The sequence below is a fragment of the Hymenobacter jeongseonensis genome (genome assembly GCF_015694725.1).
Classification (GTDB): Bacteria; Bacteroidota; Bacteroidia; order Cytophagales; family Hymenobacteraceae; genus Hymenobacter; species Hymenobacter jeongseonensis.
Genome location: NZ_JADQDQ010000010.1, coordinates 91,323 through 115,516, shown reverse-complemented (window position 1 = coordinate 115,516; position 24,194 = coordinate 91,323). Strand labels below are relative to the sequence as shown.

Genomic DNA, 24,194 nt, shown 5'->3' with positions numbered 1-24,194 from the left:
TTGTCGTACTTGGCCTGGTAGGCGGTGTAGAGCGACCAGGGCTCGGAGCCGAGGTAGTCCATGACCACGGGGTGGAAGGTGGTGGTGTTGGCGCCCTGCAGGCTGGTGGCCCGAATCCAGCGGCCGCTGCGCTTGACCACGTACTCGCGGGCCGGCACGTCGTAGAAGCCGTCGACCTCGGGGATGTAGTAGTAGCGCTTGCCGGCCGGCAGGGCCGGGCCCCAGCTCGGGGCCGTCACCGTGGCCTTAGTCTGAGCATGGACAGCCGGTGGAGCGGCGGTCAGAGCGAAAGCAGCCAGCGAGGCAATGCGCAGAGGTTTGAGAAGATGTTTCATAAAGGGAAATCAAAAGATAATAATTAGCATTGGCAAGGACAGTGCCAAGCTAAACTTGGGCCTGGTACGCTACTGCTGGGCTACATGTTCTGATGTGTGATTATAACTGCTACTACACTATAAAGCACATAAGTAAAGAATAATAAAAAAATGATAGAGTAAAACTTTCAAATTCTTCTATTAGGTTTAATCCATAAAAAAAGACCTGCCCGGGCGAGGGACAGGTCTTGAAAAGTGGTTGGCAGCAACGGCTTATTTCTTGCCTTTGCCGTTTCCGTTGCTTTTGCCGGGGCCATTGTTGTAGCCGTGGTTACCCATTTTCTTGGCTTGTCCGGGAGGCAAGCCACCGTTGCTGGGGTTGGCGCGGTAGCCTTGCTTTTTAGCTTGGCCGGGAGGCAGGGCGCCGTTGCTGGGGTTGCCGCCGCGGGGGTACTTCCGGCGGTACTCATCGTAGCGCGACCAGGGTTTGGAGCCCACGTAGTCCACTACCACGGGGTGGAAATTGCTGGTGTTATAGCCCGAAAGTGTGCTGGTTCGAATCCAGCGGCCGTCGCGTTGCACCACGTACTGCCGGGCCGGCACGTCGTAGAAACCATTGGTTTCGGGAATGTAGTAATACTGCTGGCCCTGGGGCACGGCCGGACCCCAGCTCGGCGGGTTGATGTTGATGTTAATCTGGGCGTGAGCTGCGGGGGCAGCGGCCAGCGCAAATAAGCCAAAGAGGGCTGCGCGCAAGGGCTTGAGGAGATGGTTCATAAGGGTTTGCTAAAAAAGCGAGAGGGAATGCTTGGCCTTGGCAAGGACAGTGCCAAGCTAGGCGCGGGCTTGGTACGCCGCTGCTAGCGTACGGGTTTTGGCAGCTCAATTTTATCTACGGGCACAAACGGGAAGCTATTGCTGTTACCAACCACCGAGCTTATTGCAATTGGCTAATGCGAGTGGCAAATTGTGCTTTCCCATTAGCCTTCGGGTTCTCTTTCTCGTACCTTTGCGCACTTATTCGCTGCGTTTCTGAATGGCCAAAAAATCCACTGCTACCCCGGTTGCCAAAGCCCCTAAAGCCAAAGCCGCCCCGCTGAAAGACCCAGCTAAAAACGGTGCAACCCAAGCGGCTGAAACGGCCGCCACCGTGCGCACCATGACCGAGCTGCCTGCTGCGGGCCCCGTTACGGTGCACACCCACGGCCAACTCAACGGCCACAGCCCGGCCTCCCAGCACCTCGAAGCGCCCTTCATTGAAGTGTACGGCGCCCGCGAGCACAATCTGAAAAACGTAACGGTTAAGATTCCGCGCAACCGGTTGGTGGTGTTCACGGGCATCTCGGGCTCGGGCAAGTCGAGCCTGGCCTTCGACACCATTTACGCCGAAGGCCAGCGGCGCTACATGGAGACGTTTTCGGCCTACGCCCGCAGCTTCATGGGCGGCTTGGAGCGGCCCGATGTGGACAAGATTGAGGGCCTGTCGCCGGTTATCAGCATCGAGCAGAAGACGACTTCGCGCAACCCGCGCTCCACGGTGGGCACCATCACGGAGATTTACGACTTCCTGCGCCTGCTCTATGCCCGCACGGCCGAAGCCTTCAGCTATGCTACGGGCAAGAAGATGATTCGGCAGAGCGACGACCAGATTATCAACTACATCCTCAAGCACTTTGATGGCAAGAAGCTGGTGGTGCTGGCGCCGGTGGTAAAGGGCCGCAAAGGCCACTACCGCGAAGATTTTCAGAAAATTGCTAAGCTGGGCTTCACCAAAGTGCGGGTTGATGGCGAGTTGCTCGATATCACACCCAAGATGCAGGTGGACCGCTACAAAATTCACGACATCGAAATCGTGATTGACCGGCTGGTGGTGAAGGAAGAAGACCGGTTCCGCCTCAGCGGCTCGGTGCAGAATGCTCTGACGCACGGCAAAGGCACCATGCTGGTGCTCGACCCCGATGCCAAAAAAGCGCAGCCACAGTTCTTTTCGCGCTTTCTGATGGACCCCACCACCGGCATCGCCTACGATGACCCGGCGCCCAACACGTTCAGCTTCAACTCGCCCTACGGTGCTTGCCCCACCTGCAACGGCTTGGGCGAGGTGCAGGAAATTACGGAGGAAAGTGTACTGCCCGACCGCAAGCTGAGCATCGCGCGCGGCGGTATTGCACCCCTGGGCGACTACCGCGACATCTGGATTTTCCAGCAGCTGCAGGTCATCCTCAAAAAGCACAAGGCCACGCTGAACACGCCCATCGACAAGCTGCCGGAGGACCTGCTCAAGCGCCTGCTCCACGGCATTTCGGAGGACGAGGCCGACGATAGCAAAAGCCAGTATACGGAAGCGTTTGAGGGAATAATCCCCTTCCTGAGCCGGCAGATGGACTCTGAGTCGGATAACATCCGCGAGTGGATAGCCCAATATGCGCAGGCCCAAGCCTGCCCGGAGTGCGAAGGCTACCGCCTCAAAAAGGAAAGCCTGCACTTCAAGATGGACGGCAAAAACATCGGTGAGCTGTCGGTGATGGATTTGAACGAGCTGGCCGCTTGGTTCGAGGGCCTGGAAAGCCGCCTCACGGACCGCCAGAACGTCATTGCCCGCGAACTGCTCAAGGAAATTCGCAAGCGTATCGGCTTCCTGCTCGAAGTAGGCCTGGATTACTTGAACTTGCACCGGCCCGTGCGTACGCTGAGCGGCGGCGAAAGCCAGCGCATTCGCCTCGCCACCCAGATTGGCACCCAGCTTGTAGGCGTGCTCTACATCATGGACGAGCCGAGCATTGGCCTGCACCAGCGCGACAACGAGCGGCTCATCAAGGCGCTGCAGCACCTGCGCGACATCGGCAACTCGGTGATTGTGGTGGAGCACGACAAGGACATGATTCTGCATGCCGACCACGTGTTGGATATTGGCCCCGGCGCCGGCATTCACGGCGGCCACATCGTGGCTTCGGGCACGCCGCAGGAAATTCTGAACTCTGGCTCGCTCACCTCCCAGTACCTGAGCGGGCAGAAGCACATCGAAATGCGCAAAAAGAAGCGCAAGGGCGAAGGCGCCGAACTGGTGCTGAAAGGCGCCAAGGGCAACAATCTCAAAAATGTGACCCTAAAAGTGCCGCTCGGCAAGCTGGTGGCTGTCACCGGCGTATCCGGCTCCGGCAAATCCACGCTCATCCACGACACCCTATATCCGATTCTCAACCAACACTTCTTCAACTCCAAGAAGGAGCCGCTGGCTTACAGTGCGATTGAGGGTTTGGATTTGGTGGACAAGGTGATTGAAGTGGACCAGTCGCCCATTGGCCGCACGCCGCGCTCGAACCCGGCTACTTACACGGGCGTGTTCACCGAAATCCGCCAATTATTTGGCGAGATGGCGGAGGCGAAAATCCGCGGCTATGGCCCGGGCCGCTTCTCTTTCAATGTGAAGGGCGGGCGCTGCGAAACCTGCGAAGGTGCCGGTATTCGCACCATCGAGATGAACTTCTTGCCCGACGTGCACGTGCCCTGCGAAACCTGCAAAGGCCGCCGCTACAACCGCGAAACGCTGGAAGTGCGCTTCAAAGGCAAGTCCATCACCGACATCCTGGACATGACCGTGGAAAAGGCCGTGGAGTTCTTTGAATTCCAGCCCCGCATCCTGCGCAAAATCAAGACGCTGAACGAAGTCGGTCTGGGCTACCTCACCTTGGGCCAACAAGCCACCACGCTCTCGGGCGGCGAGGCCCAGCGCGTGAAGCTGGCCACCGAGCTCAGCAAAAAAGACACCGGCAAAACGTTCTATATCCTCGACGAGCCGACTACTGGCCTGCACTTCGAGGATATCAACCACCTCGCCGACGTGCTCCAGAAGCTGGCCGACAAGGGCAATACCGTTCTCATCATCGAGCATAACCTCGACCTGATTAAAGTAGCCGACCACGTCATCGACATTGGCCCCGAAGGCGGTGCGGGCGGCGGCACCATCGTCGCCCAAGGCACTCCAGAGCAGGTAGCCAAGTCAGATAAAGGGCACACGGCGCGTTTCCTGGCCGAAGAACTTAAAGTCAGCAAGTACAGCGAAGCCAAAGTCGAGAAAGTTTAAATACTTGGGATAGTCAATTTGTTGATTGTTAATCTGCACCGCCCGGAATCCAGCTATCAGTGGGTTTCGGGCGGTGTTTTTGTTGGTGGGAGGTTAGAATACTGCTAGCTTCGCCGCTCTTTTTCCCACCTTTCTTTTATGCTCAAATCCATACTCTTCTCCTCTTTGCTCATCGGTGCCATCGCTACGGCTCCTCCCAAGAGCACTCGCTGGACGGGCACCGTCAGCAACGGCATGAAGGGCGACAAAATCACTTTTGTGGTGTCGCCCGATGGTAAAACCCTTTCTGAGCTAACCTTTGATGGTTATTGGAGGTGCAGTGGCCGACTTGAGCGGCAGGTAGTGGGCCCGAAAGACAAGTTCAACATCGTAAAAGGCAAAGTGAGTGGCGTGGTACTTGACCCACCCACAGGCGGCTCGTGGCGCTTTGAGTTGCAGGGCAACTTTACTGGTAAAACCGCTGCGGCGGGTACTTTTCGCATGAACATCACCGGTTTGGGCTGCGATACTTACAAGCTTAAGTGGACTGCTGCGCCCATTGCCAAGTAAGACGCCGAATCCAATAATTGTATTAGTGCCACACCAAAAAAGCCTCTGCAATTAGTTGCAGAGGCTTTTTTGGTGTGGCACTTCCGGCACGGCGGCGTGGCTGCTAATGAGCAGCCAGTCCGACTACATTTTCATGTTGTTGTTTTGCTGGGCCATGCTCAGGTGTTGCTCTACTACCGGCACCGTTTTGCTGATGAAAGCTTTAAGGTCGGCGTCTTTGGTCATTTGCTCGTGGGCGCGCATGGTGTTGGCCGTCTTTTGGTGGTCGGCCAGCATCTGGGCCATGTATTTCTGCTCGAACTCTTTGCCCGAAAGCTTTTGCATGGCAGGGGCCATGGCCTTGTGCTCGGCGTCCATGTCGGTGGGCAGGGTTACGCCTTTTTTGGCGGCAATGACCTTCAACTCCGCGGTCGATTTGGTGTGGTCAGCAATCATTTTGTTGGCCATGTCGCGCGCCATGCCGGTCACTCCTTTGGCCAAGGCCATTTTGCTTTGCTGAATCTCGTTTTGGTCGCTATGCGCCGCCGATTTCATGAACTCCGCGTCGTCTTTGTGGGGCGCGGTCGGACCATTAGGGTCGCCTTTGGCCATGCCGGCGATTCCTTTGGCAGAACCAGCGTTTTGCGGTTGATTCTCGGGGTTTTCAGCGCCTGCGGGCATGGTTGTCGACACCGTATCGCCGCCGGTGGCCGAACTTGTCATGGTGTTGTCGCTGGCGTTGCCGCCCTCGGCAGAAGTAGATTTATTGGCGTCGCCGCAGGAGGCCAGAGCCAGCAGGCCAGTTGCCACCAAGGGAAAGAAAGCACGTTTCATAAAGGAATGAGTTTGTGGGAAAGGATTGAAAAAACCATCACCACACACCGGCTTTGCCACAGGCCAAGCCGCTGGTAGTACCAATACTACGGCCAGGCAAGGGCAAGATGTTACGTACTTTGCTGTATTTTATTATTCAAAAATGTATAAGCGGAACGGTTGATTACCAACATGGTTAGCAGTTAGTGGCAACCCAGGTAATAGCCGAAATACAGCTTTTGAGTTGGTGGCTGCAAGGTGCGTCACTACGCATATGCTGGGACTCAACAAGCCGCAGACTTTTCTCCAGCGGCAATGCCACGACAACACCAGCAAGGATGCCCGCTGCGCTACGGCAGGTCTTCGATGGCATCGGCTACTTCTTCGGCGCCGGCTAGCTCCTCCTGCACGGGAGGGTGGTATTTGGCCGCAAATCCCCGAATGTCGCCATCGTACGCATCGTCTTTCATGTCGTCGAAGGCGTCCTCATCCTGCCCCTGAACTTTGACGATGAGCTTCATCAGGCTCTTGTCTAACTGCGAGCCGGTGGCGGTGCTCACCTCGTGGTAGGCCGCCTGCTCGTCGCCGCCGAGGGCCGGGGGGATGGTTAGCTGCTTGGCGGCGGCCAACGTGCGCAGGGCACTGAGCAGCCCCAGCCGGTGCTGCACTAAGCGGGTGCCGTAGGCGCGCACGGTGGGAGTGGTGGCTCGGGCCTGTGCCAGCTTGCCCAATTCCACGGCCAGCAGGGCGTTGCTGGTGGCTTTCACCAGGAAGTCAGCATCGTCCTCCTGCTTTTCGGTAACATCGGCCGCACTGATTTTATCCCGATTTTCCGCGTTGGCCGCGTCCACGGCATCGTTACCACTGCCGCCCGATGAACACGCCGAGAGCAGCGGCAGCGCCACGGCTAACCGAAAAATTAACGGGCGCACAGCGACGGAAGGCAACTGGAAAAGGAACATAAAAAATGGATTGGTGAAAGGGCTGAGGTATAGTTGTCACGCTATACGACGGGGCCGGAGCCGGGTTCCTGACGGGCTGGTTGAATATTTTTGGCAGGTGCTTTAAACCCATACGGTTTGCTCGCTTCCAACCGGCCACAAACACTGTTCATTTCACCCTTTTTTCACCGTTCATTATGCGTACTATTTCTCTTCGCGTCCTCGCTTTTGCCAGCCTCGCCAGCGGGTTGCTGCTCACCAGCAGTTGCCAACGTGACGCCGACCAAGTTGCGCCCGATGATGTCGTTTCGGCCGAAGACCACGGCAGCGGCGACGAAGAAACCGCGCTAAGCAGCGACCTGCTCACGGCTGCCGCCCCCCAAGACGAAGCCGTGACCGGCAGCCCCGCTGTGGCCGGCTCCGCCGAACTGGGCCGCCTGCTGGGCACTTGCGCCACGCGCACCTACACCGCCGAAACCCGCACTCTAGTCATCGACTTTGGCCCCACCAATTGCCTGTGCCCCGACGGGCGCTACCGCCGTGGCAAAATCGTGGTCGTTTTCACCGGCCCGAACCTGCGTCGGCATTCCGAGGCCATCGTCACCCGCGTTGAGTATTTTGTGAACGACAACCAGCACACTGCCACCCGCATTTTTACGGACCTGGGCAGTGGCTCCTTTAGTGTAAATGTGCCCAGTGCCAGCATCATTCTGGCCAATAACGGCGGCACGCATTCTTGGACGGCCAACCGAGTATTTACCCGCACGGCGGGTTTCGGCACGCCCCAGTTGGCCGACGACGAATACAGCATCACCGGTGCCACCAGCGGCACCAACCGCCGGGGCGTGGAATACACGGCCACCATTGGCCAGCCGCTTATCAAGCGCTTCACTGTGGGCTGCTTCCGGCATTTCGTGGCGGGCACCGTCAAAATCGAAAACTCTAAGGGCAACAGCCTGCTGCTGAACTACGACCCCACGGGCGCCGGCGTGTGCGATAATATTGCTTCGGTCACCATCAATGGCAAACGCACGCGCACCATCACCCTGCGCTAGTTTGCCTCTGCTGCAGAAAAGAAAGGCCCTCTCGTTTACGAGAGGGCCTTTCTTTTCTATGGTAATACCGCTGCGTTGAAAGCACTGCTTAAGCAGCGTAGCAAAATGTGGTAGCGAATGCTAAGCACCTTTGAAAACAGGCTTGCGCTTCTCGCTGAATGCTTTCACTCCTTCCGCATAATCCTCGGTTTCCCCGGCAATTTGCTGGCAGTGGGCTTCGTAGTCCAACATCTCGTCGAGCGTGGCCGCGCCGGCTTTGTTCAGCATTTGCTTAAGCAGGCCAATGGATTTGGTGGGCGAGGCCGCGTAGCGGGCAGCCAGGGCATAAGTGGCTTCGTCCAATTGCTCTGGGGCCACTACCTGATTCACCAAGCCGAGGCGCAACGCTTCTTCGGCGGGTACTTTGGAGCCGAGGCTGCACAGTTCGAAGGCTTTGAGCGTGCCCACCAACCGAGGCAAGAACCACGAAGACCCCGAATCCGGCACCAAGCCAATGTTGATGAATACCTCAATCAAAGAAGCTTCGGTGCTGGCCACCAGCGCATCGCAGGCCAGCGCCAGCGAGCAGCCCGCGCCCGCCGCCACGCCGTTGATGCGGCCAATAATAGGCTTAGGCAGCGCCCGCATGGCCCGAATGATGGGGTTGTAGCGCTTGTGCAGCGAATCGTAGAAAGAGCGTTTCTCAGCGCCCTGCGCCGCCTTCAAGTCCTGACCGGAGCAGAAAGCCCGGCCCGCGCCGGTGAGCACCACCACGCGCACCGCGGCATCGCGCGCCACTTGCTTCAGGGCGTCCTGTAGCTCGTAGCTCAGCGGGTCGTTGAAGGCATTGAAGACATCCGGACGATTCAGGGTGATGGTGGCCACGCCATCGGGGCGCACGTCGTAGAGCAGGCTGGTATATTCCATGAGGGGGGAAGCACGGGTTGGAGCCCGTGTCGGGTGTGGTAAAACAGAAGTGAAAGGAGTTTCACAAAGAACGCACAAGCTCACGCATGCGCTACTGCGCCAGCAGAGCTTCCGCCACCATCAGGTCTTCCGGGGTAGTGATTTTTATGTTTCGGTAGTCGCCGTCCACCAACTGCACCCGGCACAAATCGTCCACCACCGTGGCGTCGTCGGTGAAGGAGGCCAGCTCGGGCATAGCGTAGGCGCGGCGCAGCAAGTCAATTTCAAAAGTCTGAGGCGTTTGCATGAGGCGCAGGCGGCTCCGGTTCTGCGCCGAAGAGCCGTGCTGCGACACCAGCCGCACCGAGTCTTTGGGCATAACGGCCGCTGCCGCCGCCGCGTGCGTGGCTGCCGCCACGTAAGTGCGCTCCACCACTAGGCGCGACACCAGCGGCCGCACGCCGTCGTGCACGGCCACCAGGCCTTCCTGGTGGTTGTTCAACGCCGCCAAGCCGGCTTTCACCGAAGCCCAGCGGCTGGCGCCGCCCGCCACCAGCGTGTGCGGAATGCTCACGTGGTGCTGTTCGCACAGGGCTGCCCAGGTGCCTAATTGGTCGGCGGGCAGTACCACCACTATTTCCGCCACGTTCAGCGCGGGTTCGGCAAAGCGGCGCAGCGTGTGGAGCAGCACGGGTTCGCCGCGCAACAGCAGGAACTGTTTGGGACGGTCGGCCGCCATGCGGCTGCCATTGCCGCCTGCCACCAGCACCGCGAAGCGCTGGGGATGATGGGACGATGGCGCTACGGAACGATTCTGAGAAGACAACATGGTATAAAAGTATCAGGCTCCCATCGAAGCAAGCGCGACGAACCAGCCCAAAAAGCACGAAAGCCCGGCTGCCGCATTGGCAACCGGGCTTTCGTGCTTTGTCAATTCTTAGAGAATCAGCATGGCATCGCCGTAGCTGAAAAACTTATATTTCTCTTTGATGGCTTCCTTGTACGCCTCCATCAGCAGGGGGTAGCCGGCAAAAGCGGCGGCCAACATAATGAGCGTGCTCTCCGGCATGTGGAAGTTGGTGAGCAAGCAGTTGGCGATTTTGAAATCGTGGGGCGGGAAGATAAACCGGTCAATCCAGCCCTGGGTGGGCTTCATGCGGGCATTGGCCGACACCGACGCCTCCATGGCGCGGATGGTGGTGGTGCCCACGGCGCACACTTTTTTCTTGGCGTCGAGGGCCTTGTTCACGATTTCGCAGGCCGGGGCCGTCACGATAAAGTTCTCCGAGTCCATCTTGTGCTTGGTCAGGTCTTCCACGTCCACGGTGCGGAAGGTGCCCAAGCCCACGTGCAGGGTCACAAAAGCCGGCTCTACGCCTTTGATTTCCATGCGCTTCATCACCTCGCGGGTGAAGTGCAGGCCGGCCGAGGGAGCGGCCACAGCGCCGATGTTCTCGGCGTAGATGGTCTGGTACCGCTCTTTGTCGGCGGGCTCGGTTTCGCGGTTCAGGACTTCTTTGGGAATGGGGGTTTCGCCCAGCTCGTACAGCGCCTTGCGGAATTCCTCGTCGGTGCCATCAAACAAAAACTTGATGGTGCGGCCGCGCGAGGTGGTGTTGTCGATGACCTCGGCCACCATATCGGATTCGCCGAAATACAGCTTGTTGCCCACCCGAATTTTGCGAGCGGGGTCCACCAGCACGTCCCACAGGCGGAGTTCCTTGTTGAGTTCGCGCAGCAGGAAAACTTCGATTTTGGCGCCGGTTTTCTCTTTGTTGCCGTACAGGCGGGCCGGAAATACCTTGGTGTCATTCAGCACCATGACGTCGCCTTCGACGAAATAATCCAGAATATCCTTGAAGGTGCGGTGCTCAATTTGGCCGGTTGCGCGGTGCAGCACCATCAGGCGGCTTTCGTCGCGGTTGCGGGCCGGATGCAGAGCCACCAGTTCTTCGGGGAGTTCGAACTTGAACTCATGCAATTTCATCGCCATGGGGCAGTATTTGGGGGAATATACGGAAATTTGGGGAGGCAAAAGTACGGCTTTTTCTTAGAATATCCGTTTTCGCGCCCGGCGATGTGCGGCGTGCAAGTTTAGACCTCAGCAACTTCCCGCCGGTTTTACGTCTTTTGACTCCGGATACTGAACATTACGTGTGCCCCCTGCCTCATGCTAGCCCTCCGCCTCACCTTTGAAAGTTTCCGGTTTGCCTGGGACGCCCTCAAATCCAACTTATTACGCACCATTCTGTCGCTGCTGGGCGTCACGGTCGGTATTTTTTCCATCATCGCCGTTTTCACCATCGTCGATTCGCTGGAAGCCAATATTCGCAGCAGCATGAATTTTGTGGGCGACAAAGTGATTTACGTCGAGAAATGGCCGTGGACGTTTGGGCCTGATTATCCCTGGTGGAAATATTTCAACCGGCCCGTGCCCTCGGTGCGCGAGTTTCAGGAGTTGCGCCAGCAGCTCAGCGGTAACAACAACGGCATTGCCATTTTTGCGGCCAAAAACGGCAACACGCTCAAAGCGGGCTCCAATTCCATGTCGGACTGCGCGGTTCTGGGCGTGAGCTACGACTACCGCGTGGTTAGCAGCGTGCCGCTGGCCACGGGCCGCTACTTCACCAACCAGGAAATGGAGTCAACCCGGCCGGTGGCCATCATCGGCGCCACGGTTGCCGAGAATTTGTTTCCGCAGGGCGAACCGCTGGGCCGCGAGTTCAAGCTGCGCGGGCTGAGCTTTGTCATCATTGGCGTGATGGAGAAGGAGGGGAAAAAACTGCTGGATACGCCCAGCAACGACACCAACGTGCTGGTACCCTTCGGCGCGTTCGTCAAATTATACGGGCTAAGCACCACCGGCCTGGGCGACGGCCCTTCGCCTCGCATCGGCGTGAAGGGCCGCAACGAGGACGCGGGCCTGCTGGACCTTGAGTACGAAATGCGCGGTGTCATGCGCAACATTCGGGGCCTCAAGCCCCGGCAGGAGGACAACTTTGCCCTGAACCGGCCCGAAATGATAGCCGGCCAAATCTCGAAGTTATTCGCGGTAATCGGCATTGTGGGGGGGATTATCGGCTCCTTTGCCATTTTGGTGGGCGGTTTCGGCATTGCCAACATCATGTTCGTGTCGGTGCGCGAACGAACGAATATCATCGGCATCCAGAAATCCTTGGGGGCGAAGAATTTCTTCATTCTGTTTCAATTTTTGTTCGAAGCCATCTGCCTGTGCCTCATCGGCGGGCTGGCGGGCATCATGCTGGTATGGCTCGTGACCCTGATTCCGCAGGATGCCCTGCCGCTGGCCATGTCGGCTTCGCGCATCATTCTGGGCCTGCTGATTTCGGTGGGCATCGGGGTGATTGCCGGCATCGTGCCCGCCGTGCTGGCGGCCAACCTGGACCCGGTAATTGCCATCCGCGCCAAGTAGCGCTGCCGCGCAGCGGGCTGCACCGGTAGCGCTATGCGCTGTATTTTCTTACTCTTTCCCCCTCTACCAAGTCGCAGCTTGGTGTTCTGGTATGACCCTTCCTTCCTTTTTTTACTACGAATTCCAGGGCAACACGGTGGGCCAGTACGTGGGAGCCGTACTCATCCTGCTCGTGGGCAGTGCATTTCGCCGGATTTTTTCGCGGCTGCTTAGCAAGCTGCTCTTTTCGCTCACCAAGCGCTACACGGGCGGCGTGAGCGAGGAAGAACTGCACGGCTTGCTCATTCAGCCGCTTTCCCTGCTACTGCTGGTGATAACGCTGCAACTGGCCGGGGCCACCCTCACGTACCCGCACGGCCCCAACGCCTCGCCCACGGCGCTGCCCTGGCACGAGGTGCTGTTGCTACGCCTGCTCAGCCTGGCCTTCATCGTGGCCGCGGTGCGGGTGGTGCTGCGCCTCATCGACTTTGCGTTGCTGGTCACCTCACGTCGGGCGGCGCTGCGCGATGCCACCGGCATCACCCGGCTCGACAACCAGTTTTTGCCCTTTGCCAAGGATTTGCTGAAGGTGTTTTTTATCCTGATTGCCGTGTTGGTGGCTTTGGGCCACGTATTCGGCGTCAACGTCACGGCCCTGGTGGGCGGCCTAGGCATTGGCGGTTTGGCCGTGGCTTTTGCCGCCAAGGAGAGCCTCGAAAACCTCATTGCTTCCTTCACGATTTTCCTCGACCAACCCTTCGGCGTTGGCGATTTGGTGAAAGCCGGCGAAGTGAACGGCACCGTGGAGAAAATTGGCTTCCGCAGCACCCGCCTGCGCACCGCCGAGAAAAGCTACCTCACTGTGCCCAACAAAAGCATGATTGACAAGCCTCTCGACAACCTCTCGCTGCGCACCTCGCGCCGCGTGGGCTTCACGCTCACCTTCGACCAGAAAACCACCAGCGCGCAACTGCACGCCATTATCGCCGAATCCATCCAGGCCATGCAGGACCACCCGCTGGTGACGCAGGAAGTGCAGATGAAATTCAACGCCCTGACCCCTGCGGGCAAGGAAGTGACAGTGCAGTATTTTGTGGATACCACCAGCTACGACGACTACCTCAACGTGAAAGAAGACCTCAACTACCGGCTGGTAGAAGTAGTGGAGCAGCACGGCGGCTCCTTCGCCGGCGCTCCCGCTGTCGCCACGCCCCAGGTTTAAAAGTTGGTGCTTTCGGGGGCGCTAAAAGCTCCGTGGGCGGAGTTTCATAATAGCCAAAACGCGAAAGAGGCAACCTGAATAGGTTGCCTCTTTGCATAAAAAGCTATTCAGTCAATAACAGGCGAGTCAGGGTTGCCGGTTAGCGGCCGCCGAACAAGCCGCCGAGCAACGAGCCCATGCCGCCACCGCCGCCAAGCAGGCTGCCTAGCCCACCGCCACCGGCGCTGGCCGGTTGCGTGTTGGGCCGCCCGCCCAGGCCACCGAGAATGGACATCATCGAGCCCAGGCCGCCCTGGCCGATGCCCGAACCGCTCTGGGGCAAGCCTGCCGACGAGTTGCCACCGCCCATTAGGCCGCCCAGCATGCCGCCGCCGAGCAGGCCGCCCAGCATACCGCCCAAGCCACTTTGCGCAGCGCCCCCAAGCAGGCCGCCCAGGCTACCGCTGCCCATATTGCCCATCATGCCGCCACCCATGCCTTGGCTCCGACTGCCGCCCATTACCCGGGAAATAACCATCGGGGCCACCACGCCCAGCAAACCCGCCATCAGAGCCTGCTTGGGAATGCCGGCACTGGACAGTTTGTCGCCGATGCTGCTGAAGAAGCCCTGTTTGGCGGGGTCCTGGGGGTTGTGGGCCACGGTTTCGGCTTGGTCCACCACGGTTTCCAGAGTGTGTTGCTGTTGCGAGTTGATGCCGAGGTATTGCGACATCTTGGTAATCATTGCTTCCTCGTCGTTGGCATACGAGCCGTCGGCGCGGGCAAAGCTGATGAGGTCGGTAACGAGCGAGAAGCGCAGGTCACTGTTTTTGAGGACATCAAGGCTTTGCTGAATGCTTTGATTGGTGGCATCTTGGGCAGCCGCCAGCACTTGCTGAGTCGAGCCACCCGACAGTCCGGCTTGTTGGGCCAGGGCCTGCAAAAACTCAATTTCGGCACCCGAGGCTTGGCGGTCGGCACTGGCTAGGCTGGCAATTGCGCTCAGGTAAGCCGTTTTTTCGGCTTCAGAATAGTTTTGAAGGAGGGTGGTTTCCATGAGAAAGAAAGGAAATGAGAAAGAAAGGGACCTGCCGTGCTTAACGCAGGCCATAGAAATACGTTGCTTGTGGTCCTGTACACCCTGGTTTGCATTTTTTTTGCAGTCAGTCAAGATGATTTCTCTCCCTGAAAATGAAATTGTTGCTGCGAAATCAGGCGCCTCCGCCCATTATTCGCGTCGATAAAAACAGAAAATTATTTGGCGCTTCCGAAAACACCTCCCATCTTTGCAATCCCAAACGGAAACACCCACGGGGGATTAGCTCAGCTGGTTCAGAGCATCTGCCTTACAAGCAGAGGGTCGTAGGTTCGAACCCTACATCCCCCACATTGATTGACAGCCACTTAGCCGGCAGGCCGAGTGGCTGTTTATTTTCCGGTTCACACAGGTACGTTAGGTGCCTATGTTCATACCCTTGGGAGGTTAGCTCAGTTGGTTTAGAGCGCTTGCTTCACACGCAAGAGGTCGAAGGTTCGAATCCTTTACTTCCCACACAAAACAACAGCCATCTAGCACCATAGCTGGGGGGCAGCTTTGTTTCTGCTCCAACTCCTTAATACGGCCGCAAAAAAGGCACTCTGCACTGCACTGTGGGCTTTTTTTATGCTTGGGGCATAACCTGGGTACAATACCGGAATTGAGGTTGTCTAGGTAAGCCGGACAGGAGGAGAACGTATATCTCTTCTGCCATGGTAACCAAAATCAGCGGGTCGTCGCCCGACCAACGGCGTAAATACGACGAGGCCTTCAAGGCCGAAGTCCTGCGCTTGGCCTACTCTTGGTCTGCGAAAGCAACAGCACGCAGGCCGCAGCGCGGCAACTAGGCATCAACCCCAAACTGCTCGACCGCGGGCAGCAAGCGCAGGTGGTGGCCGAAGTGGGCAGCGAAGAGCTGGCACTTGACCCAGAAATACGCGCCCTGTACGCCGCGAATAAGTGGCTGGCGCAGGAGTTCGATGTCTTAAAAACAGCCTTGGTCTTTTTTGGCCAGCTGACCCGGTGAGCGTGTGCCAGCACATTGTCTGGCAGCAGGCCTAAGTACCAGTGCGCCAACTCTACTAAGTCCTGCAGGTGGTGACTAGTGCGTTCCATGCTTGGCGGCGGCAGAGGGACCGGGTAGTGCCCGAGCCCGCTTGGCAAGTGGTCGTGCGCGAAGCTCTTAGTCGCTGCATAGTCAGAGCAATGGTACGCGCCGGTTACGGGCCGAAGTGTAGGCCAAAGGTCATCAGGTGGATTGTTGGTGCATCCACCGCAGGCTAGAGCGCACGACTTGGGGGGCCAGCCGCCGCGCTCGGTGCCCCACACCACCGAATCCGACCCCGCCGTGCGCGCGGCCCCAACCGCCTGCTCTGTCAACGGGCCCCCACCGCCCCCAACCGAGTGTGGGTCGGCGACGTCACATAACCTGCCCCGCCAGGGGGGACTGGCTCTACCTGGTCGGGTGGCTCGACAGCTGTTCGCGCAAAACCGTCGGCCGGGGCGTGCGTGACACCGTGTTCAAAGAACTCGTGAGCAAGGCTTTGTGTTGCATTCTGGTCGTGCGCCGGCCCTCGGCCGGGCTCCGCGTGCACTCTGACCGGGGCCGCCAGTTCACGGCCACCCGCTTCAAAGAATTACTTACAAAACACGGCGCACCGCAAAGCATGAGCCGACGCGGCAACTGCTCCGACGCCGCCGAATCGTTTTGGAGCCGCTTTAAAGCCGAACTGCTCGGCTACTACTTCCCGGGCTTAGCCCAAGCCCGGCTCGAAATCAGCCACGACGTCGCCTGTTACAATGCCAAACGCCGGCCCTGGGCCCTCGGCTACCACGCCCCTAACAACTTCAAAACCCATTTTCAAACCACGTCCCAACGCTGTAAGGATTACCTAGACCACCTCAATTAAGAAGAGTGGAGTAATAGGAGAGGGCATCGCGCAAGTTAAAAACAGCGAAGTTCACGGAAAGGGTCGTAGCAGCGCCTGTTGGTTTTCAGCCACACGGACCGCTCGTAACTAGGCCACAGCATCTTACTGCTAGCCAAAAAAAACCTCGGCAGTAAGACCGAGGGTTTTTTGTTTGTAAAATGACTTACTGTTAACTGGTTGTGGTCTTAATGAGCTACCGTCAGGCGCAAGGTCTTGGTACCCACGCGCACGACGTACACACCCGCCGGTAGTCCGTCCGGCATGGTGAGCGCCGCGGTGCCCGAAGCATCGGCTTTAGCGGCCAGCACCTGCCGGCCCAGCGCGTCATACATCGCTACCACAGCACCGGGCCGCGCGCCTGTGAGGGTAGCCGCCCCGGTCGTCGGGTTCGGGTACAGGGCCAGAGTGGGCTGGCTGCCCACTAGCCCCGCGCCCACTTTCACCGTGCGCACAGGCGAGTAGCTGAAGGTGCCGTCGCGGTCTACCTGCCGCAGGCGGTAGTAGATAAGGCCTTGGGAGCTTGCAGTTTTAGGTGCTTGGCTATCCTCAAAGCCATAGCTCTGGATGCTGCTGCTACTGCCGACGGCGGCCACCTGGCCGATACGTTCGAATGCGTGGCCGTCGCGGCTGCGCTCCACTTCGAACCGGTCGCTGTTTTTCTCCGAAGCCGTGGCCCAGGCCAGGGCTACCGTGGTGCCGCGCTGCTCGGCCGTGAAGCTGAGCAACTCTACGGGCAGCGGGGTGTCGCTGCCAGTAAGGTAGAACTCGGAGAAATGGTCGGTCACGTCCAGTTCGGCCCTAAAGTAGACCGTACCGGCCGGTGAGCTGGCCGGGGCGGCCAGGGTGCGGTGCTCGGCACTGGCCACGTTGTTGGCCAGCTGGCAGTCCTCGTTGGGGCCGCTGTACTGGGTGGCTTTCAGGTTGGCCAGCGTGGCGGTAGGGTCGGCCACTTGCAGGCGGGCCTGCTCGCTGTTGAGCCCGTAGAGGCGCAGGCCCACGGTGCGGCCGTCGAAGCGCCCGCCGCTGGCTCTGAGGTGCCAGTTGCGGCCCAGGTAATGGTGCTGGCGCGGGTCTTGGCGCACGGGCTGGGCGGGGTCGGCGCGTAGCACGTCCACGGCCAGGTTGCCCAGCGAGGCACCTGTGTAGTTATAAGCGGCTACCACTTGGCCGTTTCCGGCCAGCAGGTAGTGCCAGGACCCGTCGTTCAGGCTGGCTGTGGGCGGCACGGCGGCGGTGCAGGCATCTAGGGTACCGCCATCATACACGGCCAGCACCGTAAATAGTGGGCTGCTGATGCTGCTGCCAGTGGCGTTGGTGACCACCACGGCGTTGCTGCCGGTACCGGCACCGGCCGGCACTACCACCGTGAGGGAGGTGGGTGAAACGTAGGTGACGCTGCCAGAAGCTACCCCACCAAAGCTGACCGTGGTGCCCACTGTGAAGCCCGTGCCCGTAAGGGTAATGGGCATGCCCGGCAGCTCGGCCGGAGCACTCAGAACCGTGACGGTGGGCAGCGGCGCGGCGCACGCCGTGAGGGTGACGGTGTTCGACGCAGCCGAGGTTTCGCCATTCAGGTTGGCCACCACCGAATAGGCGCCGGGCGTGGTGGTTACAAGTGGGTTGGTAGTCGTATTGCCCGGCGAGAAGGTGAACGTGGCCCCGCTCACCGACGTGGGCGCCGTGTTCGGGCTGCCATCGGGCAGGAGGCGGATGAGGTGGCCCGCCGCCACGCCCCGGTACAGGGTGTAGATGCCGCCCACTACCGCGCTGCCGTCAGGCTGGACCACTAGGCGGCGCACGCCCGCCTCGAAGCCCGAGCCGATATTGAACGTGGCGTCGAGGGTGCCGTCGGTAGTAAGCCGGGCCAGTCGGCTTTGAGGCTGGCCTTTGTAATTGACGAACTGCCCACCAACCAGTATGTTGCCATCGGGGTGCAGGGTCACCACGTTTACCTGCGCGTTGCCGCCGCTGATGTTCGTGAAGCCGATACCGGTCGCAAAGCCAGTGTCGCGGGTACCGTCGGCGGCGTTTAGGCGGATAATTCCGCCCAGGCCCGTAGCGCCGTTGTAGCTGTTGAATGCCCCGCCCACCAGCACTTTGCCATCGGCCTGCACGGCCAGGGTGGACACGCTGGAACTGAAGCCCGAGCCCGTCGCGAAGGAGGCGTCGCGGGTGCCGTTGGTGGTGAGGCGGACAAGGTAATTGACATTAGAAGTGCCGTTGAAGCTCAAGAACGCCCCGCCCACCAGCACTTTGCCATCGGCCTGCACGGCCAGGGTGGACACGCTGGAACTAAAGCCCGAACCCGTCGCGAAGGAGGCGTCTCGGGTGCCGTCGGGGTTAAGGCGAATAATTCCGCCCAGGCCCGTAGCGCCGTTGTAGCTGCTGAATCCCCCGCCCACAAGTAGCTGGCCATCGGCCTGCAGGGCCAGAATGCCCACGCTACCAACGAAGCCCGAACCCGTCGCGAAGGAGGCGTCTCGGGTGCCGTCGGGGTTGAGGCGGATAATTCCGCCCAGGCCCGTAGCGCCTTTGTACGTCGTGAAGTCACCGACTACCACCACCTTGCCATCGGCCTGCAGGGCCACGCTCTGTACGATGTTATCGAAGCCCGTGCCGGTGCTGAAGGTAGCATCGAGCGAGCCGTCCGGGTTGAGCTGCACGATGCGGCTTGCCGGGGTCTCATCGTAGCTGACAAAGGCCCCGCCCAGCAGCAGCTTGCCATTAGGGCGCAGGATAACGCCGTTCACATTGGTAGTAGTCAGGTTCGGCAGGCTACTCAGGCCCGTGCCGGTTGTGAAAGCCGGATTGGTGGCCGTGGCCGTGAGCGTGAGCGGGGCGCAAATCTCCAGCGGCCCGGCCGGGCTAAGCGTGGCCAGCAGCCCGGCTTGGCGCGGCGTGTAGGTGAAGGCCGTAGCCGTGGTGAGTACCACGCCCTTCGAGGTGGTAAGGGTGAGGGGCCCGGTGGCCGCGCCCACCGGCACCAGCACCGTGAGGCTCGTATGCGACTGCGCCGTGATGGGGGCCAGCTCGCTGCTGCCGCCGAAGCGCACGCCGCGCACCGTGGTCAGGTTGGTACCCGTGATGGTAACGAGCGTACCCGCCGGCCCGCTCTGGGGCGAGAAGCCCGCGAGGGTGGGTGGCAGGGCCGTATTGAAGCGGATAAATAACTGGGAGTAGTTATAAGTCATGTCGCCAAGGCTACCACCACCAGAGCCGTTGGAGTTACCCTCGTGAGAGGTGAGCAGGTCCAGCGTGCCGTCGCCGTCCATATCGCCCAGCGCCACGAACGGCTTACTTCCCCCGGTGCCTACGTTGGAGCCGCCATTGAACGCACCGCTGCCGTTGTTAAGCCGCACCACCGCCTGACCTACGGCGGCACCACTCAGGCTCGGGTTGTCGCCGGCCGTCACCAGGTCCAGGTCGCCGTCGCCGTCCACGTCGCCCAGGGCCAGGGTTTTCGGGGCGAAAGCCAGGGTGTAGTCGGCGCCGCCACCGAAGGTGCCGTTGCCGTAGTTGAGCCGCACACTCACCGTGCTGGTAATGGAGCTGCTCGTGGCCAGGTCCAGGTCGCCGTCGCCGTCCACGTCGCCCACCACCAGCTTGGTCATAGCCCTGCCCATCGGCACATCGTAAATGCCGCTAAACGTACCGAGGCCGTTATTGAGCCGCACGCTAACGATGCTGCCGTTGGCTATTAACGCATCCAGGTCGCCGTCCCCGTCCACGTCGCCTAGGGCCACATCCACCGCAACAGGTACAGGAAAGCCCGTGGTCGTGCGGATGTAATTGGCGTTTTGGGAGAAGGTGCCATTGGCATAGAAGCTCAACGTTGCCTGGTCGGCAGCCGTGAGCATGTCCAGGTCGCCGTCGCCGTCCAGGTCGCCCAGCACCGTATGGGTAGGGCGGGTGTTGACTTGCGTAGCCTGGGAATTCCCAAAGCTACCGCTGCCGTTGTTCAGCCGCCTGTACACCTGATTCTGCACTGTACCGTTGGAGTTCGTTGCCCCGCTCGTCACCAGGTCCAGGTCGCCGTCGCCGTCCACGTCGGCCAGGGTAATGGCCGTGGGGTAGGTGGCATTATATTCGATGGAGGGACCCAGTTGGCCGTTACCCAAGCCGAACCGCACCACCGTCGAGCCAAATGCAGGGTCATTGGTGCCTCCGTAATAATCGCCCGTCACCACGTCCAGCACGCCGTCGCCGTTCAGGTCGCCCACCGCCACGCTCCGCGACTGCGCCTGCATGGCGTAGGACGTGGCGGGGTCCAGGAACGTGGCGGGAGCCGGGGCCGTCTCCGCCGTAAATTCATGCACCCGGGCGACGGTGCTGTAGCCGTCTGTGCTCTGCACCGTGGCCGGCACTGTCACCATCACCCGTTCGCCAGGCGCAAACGGGCGGGCCGGGTCTACGGTGATGGTGTTGCCGCTGGCCGTGGCATTGCCGCCGCCCACCAGCTGCCCGCCGCGTTGCGAGCCAAACACGCGCACGTTGCCCGCCGTGCTGGCGGCTATTGGCTGCGAGAAGGTGAGCACCACGTTGGCGCCCAGCGAAGCCGTGGGCAGGTTGCGCGCCGGCGACACCGACGTGAGCAAGGGGGCCTGGCTCTCGCCGGTGACGAAATTGCTGGCGCTGGTGCCCGTGCCGACGCCGTTGGTGACGGTGATGAAGCCGCTGATGGTGCCAGCCGACACGCTGGCCGTAATCTGGGTATCAGAGTCGACCACGAAACTGGCCGCCGCCGTGCCGTTGAAAGCCACGGCCATGATGCCGGTGAAATTGGCGCCCGTAATCACCACACTCGTGCCACCCGTGCCGCTGCTAGGCGTGAAGCTGCTGATGGTGGGCGCCAGCACCGTAAAGCTGCTGGCGCTGGTGCCCGTGCCGACGCCGTTGGTGACGGCGATGGGGCCGCTAATAGCGCCAGTCGACACGATGGCCGTAATCTGGGTATCAGAGTCGACCACGAAGCCCGGGGCCAGTGCACCGTTGAAGGCCACGGCCGTGGTGCCGGTGAAGTTGGTGCCTGTAATCGTAACCGATACACCCTGCCCCCCGCTGGTGGGCGTGAAGCTGCTGATGGCGGGCGCCAGCACCGCAAAGCTGGTGGCGCTGGTGCCCGTGCCGATGCCGTTGGTGACGGCGATGGGGCCGCTGGTGGCCCCGGCCGGTACCGGCACCGTAATCTGGGTATCAGAATCAACCACGAAGCCCGACGCTAGGGCACCATTAAAGCGCACCGCTGTAGTGCCGGTGAAGTTGGTGCCCGTAATCGTAACTGACACGCTCTGCCCCCCGCTGGTGGGCGTGAAGCTGCTGATGATGGGCACCCCAACTACGCAGGAAATAGTGGCGGCAAAGCCGGGCTGGCCAGCGGTGGGGTTACCCGACACGAGGCGTAGCGTAAGCTGGCCGGTGGCGTTGGTGGCCGTCACGATACCGGGATTAGTAACCGCGTTGTATTGCCCGAGGAGCGGGGCGTTAGCACTTGGCCCATCGTAGATGTACAAGGTGCCGGTAGAAGGGTCCAGACGAAACTGGGTAAAGTTGAGCCGCACCATCGCCCCGGCCGTGGCGGGGCTGAGCGTAGTCGTATTGTCCTGGGCGGTCACGTTGTTCGGCCCGTTGGCATCGTAGAGCGTGCCCGAGCAGGCGGTAATGGCCGCCGGAGACAGCCAGTAGTTATCAGTCACGAAGCTGGTGGCGCTGGTGGCCGTGGTGCCCGTGGTTACCGTGATGGGGCCGGTGGTGGCCCCGGTCGGCACGTTCACGGTGAGTTGGGTGTCCGAATTAACCACGAAGCCAGTAGCCGCCGTGCTATTGAAGCGCACCGCTGTAGTGCCGGTAAAGTTGGTGCCCGTGATGACGACGCTCGTGCCCGAAGTGCCGCTGGTGGGCGAAAAGCTGCTGATGGTGGGCTCCGGCACCGTGAAGCTGGTGGTGCTGGTGCCCGTGCCGGTGGGGGTCGTCACGCTGATGGGGCCGGTGGTGGCCCCGGCCGGCACGCTCACGGTGAGTTGGGTGCCGTCCGCGTTCACGATGTAGCCCGCCGCCGCTAGCCCATTGAAGCGCACCGCTGTAGTACCGCTGAAGTTGGTGCCCGTGATGACCACGCTCGTGCCCGTCAGCCCGCTGGTGGGCGTGAAGCTGCTGATGACGGGCGCCAGCACCGTAAAGCTGCTGGCGCTGGTGCCTATGCCGCTAGGGGTCGTCACGCTGATGGGGCCGCTGGTAGCGCCGGCCGGCACGCTCACGGTGATTTGGGTGCTGGAATTAACCACGAAGCCCGAAGCTGCCAGCCCATTGAAGCGCACCGCCGATGCCTGCAAGAAGCTAGTGCCCGTGATAACCACGCTGGCCCCTACCAGCCCGTTAGCGGGCGTGAAGCTGCTGATGACGGGCGGCGCCAGTATAAAGCTGGTGGCGCTGGTGCCCGTGCCGAGGGCGTTGGTCACACTAATCGGGCCGGTGGTGGCCCCGGCCGGCACGCTCACGGTGATTTGGGTGGCGTCCGCGTTCACGCTGTAGCCCGCCGCCGCTAGCCCATTGAAGCGCACCGCTGTAGTGCCGCTGAAGTTGGTGCCCGTGATGACCACGCTCGTGCCCGTCAGCCCGCTGGTGGGCGTGAAGCTGCTGATGAAGAGCGGCAGCACCGTGAAGCTAATGGTGCTAGCGCCCGTGCCGCTAGGGGTCGTCACGCTGATGGGGCCGCTGGTATTGCCGGTCGGCACCTGCACCGTGAGTTGAGTGTCGGAATCAACGGTAAAGCTCGGCGCTAGGGTGCCATTAAAGCGCACGGCCGAGGCACCGGTAAAGTGCAGGCCCGTGATGACCACGCTCGTGCCCCCCGTGCCGCTGGTGGGCGTGAAGCCGCTGATGGTGAGCGGCTGCAAGATGAAGCTACTAGCGCTGCGCCCCGTACCAATGGCATTGGTTACGGTGATGGGGCCGCTGGTGGCCCCGGCTGGCACCGGCACCGTAATCTGGGTGCTGGAATTCACCACTACTCCCGACGCCGCCGTGCCGTTGAAGCGCACGGCCGTGGTACCGCTGAAGTTAACGCCCGTAATCACCACGCTGGTGCCCGCCGCCCCGTTGGTGGGCGTGAAGCTGCTGATGGTGGGCACCCCGGCTACGCAGGAAATAGTGGCGGCAAAGCCGGGTCGGGAGGTGGAATATAGGCCATAGGAACTTGCGTAGCGTATCGTAAGCTGGCCGGTGGGGTTGGTAGCCGCCACAGCACTGGGACCGTTGAGCCCAGCATACTGACCAATCAGCGGGGCATTGAAATCCGGCCCGTCGTAGATGTACAAGCGGGCATCAACGGGGTCTATGTCAAATTCGTTGAAAAAGAGTTTTATTTTGTTTCCAGCCGTGGCGGGGCTGATGGTAGTCGAAAATTCACGCTGCCAGGTGGGGTTGGAGGTTGCCCCGCCGTCGTCGTAGATTTTGCCCGAGCAGACGGTAAGGTCCCCCGTGCCAATGAGGTAGTTATCGGTCTCGAAGCTGGTGACGCTGGTGGCCGCGAAGTTGCCGGCGTTGAGGACGGTGATGGGCCCGGAGAGGGCCCCGACCGGCACTTGCACGGTAATTTGGTTAGCGGAATTGACCACAAAGCTTGACGCATACACCCGAGAACCCCACGCGCCAGGGAACCCCACGGCAAAGGTGCCCGTGCTCGTGAAGCCCGAGCCCGTGATGACTAGGCTCGTGCCGCTACTCCCGCTAGTAGGGGAGAAGTTGCTTATAGAAGGATATTGCCCCCAGCTTAGCAGCGGCACCACCAGCAGGAGTAGCATGACAGCCCAGCGGACGGTTAATTTGGCGGTAGCGAACCCGATTGCTGGCAGAAACAGAGAGAAAAAGTGCTTCATAACATGGCGTAGCCGGGGGAAGGGCCCAGCTGGTGTTATGAAGGTCGGTGGATGGCGCCTCAGTCCAACATCGGCCGGCGCGCTTTGTGCACGAACGGCAGCACAGTGAGCACGAACGAC

General features: G+C 60.4%; 16 protein-coding genes and 2 tRNA genes. 9 read left to right on the top strand and 9 right to left on the bottom strand.

Going from position 1 to position 24,194, the window contains the following annotated elements; genetic code table 11:
- Both I2I05_RS17895 and I2I05_RS17890 read right to left on the bottom strand, forming a co-directional pair.
- Positions 1 to 335, bottom strand: a 335-nt coding sequence (locus I2I05_RS17895; protein WP_230688404.1) for a hypothetical protein, incomplete at its 3' end; no start/stop codon positions are given.
- A gap of 252 nt (positions 336 to 587) precedes the next feature.
- On the bottom strand, positions 588 to 1,091 hold the full coding sequence (locus I2I05_RS17890) for a hypothetical protein (RefSeq protein ID WP_196283617.1): 504 nt from the start codon (positions 1,089 to 1,091) through the stop codon (positions 588 to 590).
- 259 nt (positions 1,092 to 1,350) lie between these two features.
- On the opposite strand from I2I05_RS17890, the gene uvrA reads away from it, so the two are divergent.
- Together uvrA and I2I05_RS17880 are read left to right on the top strand one after the other, a co-directional pair.
- Positions 1,351 to 4,398: an excinuclease ABC subunit UvrA gene (gene uvrA / locus I2I05_RS17885; protein ID WP_230688403.1), complete on the top strand. Its 3,048-nt coding sequence runs from the start codon at positions 1,351 to 1,353 to the stop codon at positions 4,396 to 4,398.
- A 138-nt stretch (positions 4,399 to 4,536) separates the two neighbouring features.
- Positions 4,537 to 4,947 carry a hypothetical protein gene (locus I2I05_RS17880; protein ID WP_196283616.1) on the top strand — a complete coding sequence of 137 codons (411 nt, stop codon included), beginning with the start codon at positions 4,537 to 4,539 and terminating at the stop codon, positions 4,945 to 4,947.
- Positions 4,948 to 5,070: 123 nt separating this feature from the next.
- On the opposite strand, the gene I2I05_RS17875 is transcribed toward I2I05_RS17880, so the two are convergent.
- Together I2I05_RS17875 and I2I05_RS17870 are read right to left on the bottom strand one after the other, a co-directional pair.
- Positions 5,071 to 5,760, bottom strand: a complete 690-nt coding sequence (locus tag I2I05_RS17875; RefSeq protein WP_196283615.1) for a DUF4142 domain-containing protein — start codon at positions 5,758 to 5,760, stop codon at positions 5,071 to 5,073.
- A 329-nt stretch (positions 5,761 to 6,089) separates the two neighbouring features.
- Positions 6,090 to 6,671 (bottom strand): DUF4142 domain-containing protein, encoded by a 582-nt coding sequence (locus I2I05_RS17870; RefSeq protein WP_196283614.1) that lies wholly within the window; start codon positions 6,669 to 6,671, stop codon positions 6,090 to 6,092.
- A gap of 206 nt (positions 6,672 to 6,877) precedes the next feature.
- Here I2I05_RS17870 and I2I05_RS17865 point away from each other — a divergent pair, with 206 nt between their 5' ends.
- On the top strand, positions 6,878 to 7,735 hold the full coding sequence (locus I2I05_RS17865; RefSeq protein WP_196283613.1) for a hypothetical protein: 858 nt from the start codon (positions 6,878 to 6,880) through the stop codon (positions 7,733 to 7,735).
- Between the two features lie 120 nt (positions 7,736 to 7,855).
- On the opposite strand, the gene I2I05_RS17860 is transcribed toward I2I05_RS17865, so the two are convergent.
- From I2I05_RS17860 to queA, 3 genes are all read right to left on the bottom strand, one after another.
- Positions 7,856 to 8,641: an enoyl-CoA hydratase-related protein gene (locus I2I05_RS17860; RefSeq protein WP_196283612.1), complete on the bottom strand. Its 786-nt coding sequence runs from the start codon at positions 8,639 to 8,641 to the stop codon at positions 7,856 to 7,858.
- Between the two features lie 91 nt (positions 8,642 to 8,732).
- The gene (locus I2I05_RS17855) at positions 8,733 to 9,449 is read right to left on the bottom strand and encodes a 2-C-methyl-D-erythritol 4-phosphate cytidylyltransferase (protein ID WP_196283611.1); all 717 of its coding nucleotides are present in this window, start codon (positions 9,447 to 9,449) and stop codon (positions 8,733 to 8,735) included.
- A 108-nt stretch (positions 9,450 to 9,557) separates the two neighbouring features.
- Positions 9,558 to 10,607, bottom strand: a complete 1,050-nt coding sequence (queA, locus tag I2I05_RS17850) for a tRNA preQ1(34) S-adenosylmethionine ribosyltransferase-isomerase QueA (protein WP_196283620.1) — start codon at positions 10,605 to 10,607, stop codon at positions 9,558 to 9,560.
- A 183-nt stretch (positions 10,608 to 10,790) separates the two neighbouring features.
- Between queA and I2I05_RS17845 the strand changes: the two genes are divergently transcribed.
- Entirely contained in the window at positions 10,791 to 12,053 is a 1,263-nt protein-coding gene (locus I2I05_RS17845) for an ABC transporter permease (RefSeq protein ID WP_196283610.1), read from the top strand.
- 91 nt (positions 12,054 to 12,144) lie between these two features.
- Positions 12,145 to 13,254, top strand: coding sequence for a mechanosensitive ion channel family protein (locus I2I05_RS17840; protein ID WP_196283609.1), 1,110 nt, complete (start codon positions 12,145 to 12,147; stop codon positions 13,252 to 13,254).
- 139 nt (positions 13,255 to 13,393) lie between these two features.
- Here I2I05_RS17840 and I2I05_RS17835 read toward each other — a convergent pair whose 3' ends face one another.
- Positions 13,394 to 14,290: a TerB family tellurite resistance protein gene (locus I2I05_RS17835; RefSeq protein WP_196283608.1), complete on the bottom strand. Its 897-nt coding sequence runs from the start codon at positions 14,288 to 14,290 to the stop codon at positions 13,394 to 13,396.
- Between the two features lie 255 nt (positions 14,291 to 14,545).
- On the opposite strand from I2I05_RS17835, the gene I2I05_RS17830 reads away from it, so the two are divergent.
- The 4 genes from I2I05_RS17830 to I2I05_RS17815 all read left to right on the top strand — a co-directional run bounded on the left by I2I05_RS17830 (position 14,546) and on the right by I2I05_RS17815 (position 16,179).
- Positions 14,546 to 14,620, top strand: a tRNA-Val gene (locus I2I05_RS17830).
- Positions 14,621 to 14,710: 90 nt separating this feature from the next.
- Positions 14,711 to 14,785: transfer RNA gene (locus I2I05_RS17825), tRNA-Val, on the top strand.
- Positions 14,786 to 15,071: 286 nt separating this feature from the next.
- The gene (locus I2I05_RS17820; protein ID WP_196283607.1) at positions 15,072 to 15,296 is read left to right on the top strand and encodes a hypothetical protein; all 225 of its coding nucleotides are present in this window, start codon (positions 15,072 to 15,074) and stop codon (positions 15,294 to 15,296) included.
- 226 nt (positions 15,297 to 15,522) lie between these two features.
- Entirely contained in the window at positions 15,523 to 16,179 is a 657-nt protein-coding gene (locus tag I2I05_RS17815; protein WP_317192375.1) for a DDE-type integrase/transposase/recombinase, read from the top strand.
- Positions 16,180 to 16,385: 206 nt separating this feature from the next.
- Here the strand turns inward: I2I05_RS17815 and I2I05_RS21975 are convergent, their stop codons facing one another.
- Complete coding sequence (locus I2I05_RS21975; RefSeq protein WP_230688401.1) at positions 16,386 to 23,999, bottom strand: IPT/TIG domain-containing protein; 7,614 nt, start codon at positions 23,997 to 23,999, stop codon at positions 16,386 to 16,388.
- Positions 24,000 to 24,194 lie beyond the last annotated feature (195 nt).

Excerpts from the sequence above, each read along its gene's own strand:
- I2I05_RS17890 (WP_196283617.1), bottom strand. The coding sequence starts at position 1,091 with ATGAACCATCTCCTCAAGCCCTTGCGCGCAGCCCTCTTTGGCTTATTT.
- uvrA (WP_230688403.1), top strand. The coding sequence starts at position 1,351 with ATGGCCAAAAAATCCACTGCTACCCCGGTTGCCAAAGCCCCTAAAGCC.
- I2I05_RS17880 (WP_196283616.1), top strand. The coding sequence starts at position 4,537 with ATGCTCAAATCCATACTCTTCTCCTCTTTGCTCATCGGTGCCATCGCT.
- I2I05_RS17875 (WP_196283615.1), bottom strand. The coding sequence starts at position 5,760 with ATGAAACGTGCTTTCTTTCCCTTGGTGGCAACTGGCCTGCTGGCTCTG.
- I2I05_RS17865 (WP_196283613.1), top strand. The coding sequence starts at position 6,878 with ATGCGTACTATTTCTCTTCGCGTCCTCGCTTTTGCCAGCCTCGCCAGC.
- I2I05_RS17860 (WP_196283612.1), bottom strand. The coding sequence starts at position 8,641 with ATGGAATATACCAGCCTGCTCTACGACGTGCGCCCCGATGGCGTGGCC.
- I2I05_RS17855 (WP_196283611.1), bottom strand. The coding sequence starts at position 9,449 with ATGTTGTCTTCTCAGAATCGTTCCGTAGCGCCATCGTCCCATCATCCC.
- queA (WP_196283620.1), bottom strand. The coding sequence starts at position 10,607 with ATGAAATTGCATGAGTTCAAGTTCGAACTCCCCGAAGAACTGGTGGCT.
- I2I05_RS17845 (WP_196283610.1), top strand. The coding sequence starts at position 10,791 with ATGCTAGCCCTCCGCCTCACCTTTGAAAGTTTCCGGTTTGCCTGGGAC.
- I2I05_RS17840 (WP_196283609.1), top strand. The coding sequence starts at position 12,145 with ATGACCCTTCCTTCCTTTTTTTACTACGAATTCCAGGGCAACACGGTG.
- I2I05_RS17835 (WP_196283608.1), bottom strand. The coding sequence starts at position 14,290 with ATGGAAACCACCCTCCTTCAAAACTATTCTGAAGCCGAAAAAACGGCT.
- I2I05_RS21975 (WP_230688401.1), bottom strand. The coding sequence starts at position 23,999 with ATGCTACTCCTGCTGGTGGTGCCGCTGCTAAGCTGGGGGCAATATCCT.